General features: G+C 65.8%; 1 protein-coding gene. It reads right to left on the minus strand.

Annotation, left to right across the window (positions count from 1 at the left end):
* Positions 1-38 precede the first annotated feature (38 nt).
* Entirely contained in the window at positions 39-1,139 is a 1,101-nt protein-coding gene (locus tag ACYVGQ_RS18695) for an IS1249 family transposase (RefSeq protein ID WP_460786197.1), read from the minus strand.
* Between the last annotated feature and the right edge of the window lie 92 nt (positions 1,140-1,231).

Below are 1,231 nucleotides of genomic sequence, written 5' to 3' on the forward strand. Positions count from 1 at the left end.
GGCTTATCGGCAAGAACGTGTGGATGGGTTCGGGTGTGTCATGCGCGTCCTGCCCATCCTGAGCGGGTCCAGAGGCCTTCGGTCGGGTCGAGTCCGGTGTCGTAGAGAGCCGGACGGGGGCGCTCCTCTGCTGCGGGTTGCGCGGCGGGCGGTGCGGGTTGGTCGGCGTAGAGGTGCGCGCGGGTGATGGGGATCTCGTGCAGGAGCAGGAACCACTCGACGGCGCGTCGGCGGTGTTCGATGCTCATCCCGCGGTGGTGGCGCAGCAGGTGACGGATCTGAGCGTTGATGCCGCCTTCGAGCGGGCTGGTCGTGCGCGGATTGTCGTGCTCGAGGTAGGTGAACACGTGCCCGGCCTCGGCGGCGCGGTGCAGGATGCTCCAGGCTTTGCGTAATCGTAAATGCGTGTAGCCGAACTGGCCGTTGTCATACATCGTTCGCTCCCGGGTGAGGTGCCCGAACGATTGCCACCAGGCTTCGAGCGTCAACCGCCAGGCGATCGCGTCATCGATCGTGCGGATGCCGGTGAGAGCTTGTGCGATGCGGCGCAGCGCGCGTCCGGCGTTCAGTCGCGGACGCCTGGTGAGTTCGCGGGTGATGTTCATCTGCAGATGGAAGATGCAGCGTTGGACGGCGGCGTCGGGCCAGACGTTCGCGAGCGCGGAACGGATCCCGGAGCCCCCGTCCGTGACGACCACTGCTGGTTCGGGGACCTGCTCGAACAAGGCCTGCCAGGCGGCGGTGGACTCCCCACCGGACCATTGCCAGGCGATCACGTGTCCGGTGTCGCTGAGAGCGATCAGCAGGCACCAGGATCCGATCCAGATCCCATCGACGAGGACGGCGTCATGAACCTCGCCCGTAACGGGCATCCGCGGCTGCAACGCCCAGCACCAGGCCGTCTCGTGACGGAATGAACGGCCCGATCCGCCGTCGATCTCGGCTTGCGTGTTCTTGCCGGTCAGCCAGCCCAGGAAGCGGCGCAACTGCTCCCGGCGAGTGACATCGATCCGACGGCGGACCGATGACGCACCACAGGACCCGCAACGCCACCGTTGCGTGCCGGCCGCGGTCTTGCCATTCTTCACCAGCGGATCGCCGCATACCAGACACGTCGTCGAGTTCGGGGGAAGGTCCACGAGTAAGCCTCGCAGACCATAACCATCCCCATTTCACCGCGAGATCCCGCGGCTAGATCAAGAACCCATCCACACGTTCTTGCCTATAACCC

The sequence above is a fragment of the Microbacterium tumbae genome (assembly GCF_054780175.1).